A 4490-nucleotide genomic window follows, 5' to 3' on the forward strand; every position below is an offset into this window, starting at 1 on the left:
TGCTCTTCCCGCACAGCCATGAAGAGGTGCAGGCCATCGTCAATATTGCCCGTCGCCATCATCTGCCCCTCGTCCCGCGCGGAGCAGGTTCCGGAAATGTCGGCGGGGCTCAGCCGGTGCCCGGCAGCGCCGTCATCAGCTTCGAGTGCATGCAAAAAATCTGCGATTACAGTGCGGTCGACCGCACGATCACCGTCGAAGCAGGATGTATCACGGCCGCGATCAGTGCCCATGTGCACGCCGACGGATTATTCTACCCCCCCGATCCCGGCAGCAGCCCCTACTGCCGCATCGGCGGCAACCTGGCGATGAATGCCGGTGGCCCCCACGCCGTAAAATATGGAGTCACCCGCGATTATGTACTGGGCTTACGCGCCGTCACCGGCACCGGCGAGACGCTGTGCTGCGGCGTCCGCACCAGCAAGGGTGTGGTCGGCTATGACCTGACCCGCCTGTTGGTGGGTAGCGAAGGCACCCTTGCCGTCATCACCGAGGCCACCTTGCGCCTGCTGCCCATGCCCGCCGCCAACGCCACCCTGCGCGCCGCCTATAGCAACACGGCCAGCGCCTGTGCCGCCGTACAGCGCGTCATGGCCCAGCGAAACAACCCCAGCGCGCTCGAACTCATGGACCTCCATGCCTTGGCCGCCGTGCGCGCCATGGGCGCGGCCAGCGACCTGCCGGAAGGCAGCAACGCTCTGTTGATGGTCGAAGTGGATGGTGAGGCGATCACACTCCCCGGACAAGTGCAGGCCATCCGCGCGGCACTGGCGGGTGAGGGGAGTATGGAGATTCTGGAAGCTACCGATGCGGTTGCCATTGCGGATCTGTGGGCGGCACGCAAGTCCCTGTCTCCCGCCACCAAAGCCATGGCACCACTCAAGATCAATGAGGATGTGGTCGTGCCGGTCAGCCGTCTGCGCGAGTTACTGGAAGCCATCGAAGGGATCGCCGCAGAGCAGTCCCTGCATATCGTCAGCTTCGGACACGCAGGGAACGGCAATCTGCACGTAAACTTTCTGGTCCACCCCAGGGATAAGGACGAGATGCGCCGCGCCCAACATGGTTTGCAAAAGCTCTTCCAGACCGTACTGACGCTGGGTGGAACCCTCTCCGGCGAACACGGCATCGGCAGCAGCAAGCGCGCCTATGTCCCGCTGGAACTCAGCCCGGAAAACCTCAGCATCCAGCGCGCCATCAAACAGGTCTTCGATCCCGACGGCATTCTCAATCCCGGCAAATTGCTCCCCGAGGCCTGAATCATGAACAGCATCCTCCACGCCATCCAGCCGGTACGCCATATTTCCCTCAAAAGCTGGCGCGAAGATTTTGAGATGGACCTGCTAGAAAACACCCCCGCCCACCGCTTGCTCCGCGATGCTGACACCTGGGTGGTACTCTTCCGCTCCGGCGTCATCTGCTTTTTCGGCGCGGGACCAGCGTTGCAGGCCAAAGTCATCGCCACCGTGCAGGCACAGTTCACCCCCATCGCCAACCCCAAGGTCGAAGAACTGGCGGTCCGGGTCGGCGAGCGCGATGGCGTGGGGCGCGACGGCGTCACCCTCAAAAACCTTGATGAAGAACGGATTCTTCTTGTTGCCCTGCGCTTGGCCCAGAGCCTTGCCCTGGAACTGCACGAAGAGGCCGTCGAAAATCTGCTGGAAACTACGCTGAACCTGCTCTCGGAAGTGACTCGTACCGGGCGCCTACCGGGACGGCGCGGCGGGCACCTGCGCTTTCTCGCCTCGACTTCCGCCACCCGCACCGAAATCCTCTCCCGCCTGGCGGTGCTGGACAACCCCGACATCGTCTGGGAGACACCGGGCCTGGAACTGCTCTCCCGCGAGCTCTCCGCCGATCTGGAGCTCACCAGCCGCTTTCGCGCCCTCGACGAAAAACTCGACGCCATTCATGAGGGGCTGGAAGTCATGATTGTCGCCAGTCGTCACCATCGGGAGACCATCCTGGAATGGATCATCATCATTCTGATCGCTGTGGAAGCGCTGATCATGCTCATTGGCAAGTAAAATGGGCGAACGATGGCCCGTGTTGGAGAATGTTCCCTCTGCGCACGATGTTGGCGATGCAGAACCGCCCTACCACGAGCATGAAGCCTTTGTTTCGCATAACACCCGTGTCGCCCACAGCTATGATCCCGCCCGCCTGCTGCTGATCGGACCGGCCTGGGTAGGGGATATGGTCATGGCACAGGTGTTGTTGCAGGTACTGCGCCGCCGCTGGCCGCGCCTACAGGTGGATGTCCTGGCCCCTCCTGCCAGCGTCCCGCTGGCGGAGCGTATGCTGGAAGTACGGCGGGCCATGCCCTTGAGCATCGACCACGGCCAGCTTGGCCTGAAGCTGCGCCGTCAGGTGGCGAAGGATTTGCAGAAGCAGGATTATGACTGGTCCATTTGTCTGCCGAACAGCTTTAAATCCGCACTGATTCCATATTGGGCACGGATACCGACACGCACCGGTTTCCGTGGCGAAGGCCGCCGTTTACTGCTCAATGATCGCCATCGCCTAGACAAAAAGAAGCTGCTGCGGACCGTGGATCGCTTTGTCGCTCTCGGCCTGCCGCCGCGCCTTCCCCAACCCACGCAACTGCCTGCACCACGTTTACAGGTAAACCAGACAGCGCTTGCCGCTGCCTTGCAGCGACTGGGTATCGACGTGCCCCAACGGCCTCTGGTCGCCTTGGCGCCGGGTGCCGAATATGGCCCAGCCAAGCGCTGGCCGGTGCATCACTGGATTACCCTGGCGCGGTCCCTGGTTCAGCGTGGCCATGCTGTCTGGCTGTTCGGCAGCCCCAAGGATGCGGAAATCACTCAAGCCGTAGCGGCCGCTGTCCCCGAAGCAGTTGATCTGGGGGGCCAGACCAGTCTGCTGGAGGCCGTTGATCTGCTCTCCCTCGCCCCCATCACCGTCAGCAACGACTCTGGTCTGATGCATGTCGCGGGTGCTGTAGGCAGCCGGGTCATCGCTTTATATGGCCCCACGCCACTGCGCATGACCCCACCGCTATCAGCCGGCGCCCAGCCCTTGCGTCTGGATATATCGTGCAGTCCCTGTGGCAAACGTGAGTGCCCCCTCAAGCATCATCGCTGTATGGAAGACCTCAGCCCGGAACACGTCATCCGCCAAATTCCCCAGACGTAGTCGGAGCGCAAACACAAAAAAGCCCCGACTGGCGGAGCGAAGAGAGGAGGAGCAATGCCAAGGCATTGCAGGAGTAAAACGGCCTTGCTGGGCAGCGTTGCTGGCCACCGGGCATTTCGCCTCGGCGCCCGCCTCCATCATTAAAATGCGTAGGTCAGCATCACCCGGTTATAGATGAAGGAATGGCCCTTATTGAAACCGGCACCATTACCCTGGAGACCATTATAAGCGTCCAGACCATTAGCCACCTCCACACGGTCACGGATGGATAGACCCTTGAACATGCCCGGAACGAAATAGGTCAGATCCACATAGGCGTTATTGCTGGTACCGTTATAATAGGTGTGGTACTGCGCCAAGGCCGCCATGAACAAGAAGCGCTTGTCGAAGAGATTCTGAGTCCACTTGACCTTCCAGCCGCTGCCCGGTCCGAGTTCCACCAGACCGCGGATCATGGAAGTCGTATAGAGGGGATCTGTGGCGTAGCCCGCGGTATAGGGTGAAATAACGGCACCACCGCCCACCGCACCGGGATGCGCTAAAATCTCATTGTAAGACCAGGTTAACTGGCCATTCCCCAACACATTATTAAAAGCCGCGTAGTTCAAACCCACCTGCGCGCCCCAAGCCGTACTGTTCACCGAGGTAGCGGTGATCGGGGAGTTGTTGATCCTCGACCCATCCAGCAGGCCGTTGTTCTGCCATTGGCGGTTGAACTGGGCGCCCACGAAAGGATCGAAGCCGGTGCCCGTCTTCAGGGTATAATTCACGTCGCCATATACACTTTTGGCGAACTGGTAGTAATCGTAATACCAGACCTGGGCTTTGGCTCCCATGAGACTGCCACTGGTACCGAAAGCCAACACGCCATTGGCCACGGGTGAAGAACCCGTGATCACCGGTGTACCAGAACCACCATACATGGAATCGCCATCAAAGGTGGCTGGGTCGTAGAGGTTATCCCGGTAATAGCCCGACGACGTACGGCTCTTCCAGCGGAAGATGCGCATGCCGTAGATATGCCAGTCAGAGTAAGGAGAAACTTCGGCAAAGACGCCCTGATAAGTAGCCGGCAAAAGACGCGAGTCGGAGTTGTTTACCCAGGGGGTATTGATGACCTGATCTCCCGCACGGACGAGCAGGACCTTGGGAAGGGCATACTGGATGTAAGCCTGACCCAAAGCATTGATGGATTGTCGCGGCCCCATCAGCGTGGGATCCACGTAGGGATACGCCGGTGCGCCGGATAAGTTATTCGCACCAAGGGCATTGGCAGTATAGAAACTGACGCCTACACCAAAGCCCCCCAGGAAAGGGGCAGTCTGCACATT

Annotated in this window: 4 protein-coding genes; 3 read left to right on the top strand and 1 reads right to left on the bottom strand. The window is 60.3% G+C overall.

The features are described 5' to 3' along the window. The 3 genes from Q0C48_RS08605 to waaF all read left to right on the top strand — a co-directional run. Positions 1-1259: FAD-linked oxidase C-terminal domain-containing protein (locus Q0C48_RS08605; RefSeq protein WP_291523425.1), on the top strand; the 1259-nt coding region annotated here is incomplete at its 5' end. 3 nt (positions 1260-1262) lie between these two features. Beyond that, positions 1263-2027: an RMD1 family protein gene (locus tag Q0C48_RS08610; protein WP_291523427.1), complete on the top strand. Its 765-nt coding sequence runs from the start codon at positions 1263-1265 to the stop codon at positions 2025-2027. A gap of 19 nt (positions 2028-2046) precedes the next feature. Next, positions 2047-3159 carry a lipopolysaccharide heptosyltransferase II gene (gene waaF, locus Q0C48_RS08615; protein WP_291523429.1) on the top strand — a complete coding sequence of 371 codons (1113 nt, stop codon included), beginning with the start codon at positions 2047-2049 and terminating at the stop codon, positions 3157-3159. Positions 3160-3299: 140 nt separating this feature from the next. Here the strand turns inward: waaF and Q0C48_RS08620 are convergent. Beyond that, positions 3300-4490: hypothetical protein (locus tag Q0C48_RS08620; protein ID WP_291523431.1), on the bottom strand; the 1191-nt coding region annotated here is incomplete at its 5' end.

Origin of the sequence: Acidithiobacillus sp., assembly GCF_023255755.1 — a bacterium.
Taxonomy (GTDB): Bacteria; Pseudomonadota; Gammaproteobacteria; order Acidithiobacillales; family Acidithiobacillaceae; genus Acidithiobacillus.

What these genes read in the sequence shown, in the direction of transcription:
- Q0C48_RS08610 (WP_291523427.1), top strand. Translation starts at nt 1,263, where the DNA reads ATGAACAGCATCCTCCACGCCATCCAGCCGGTACGCCATATTTCCCTC.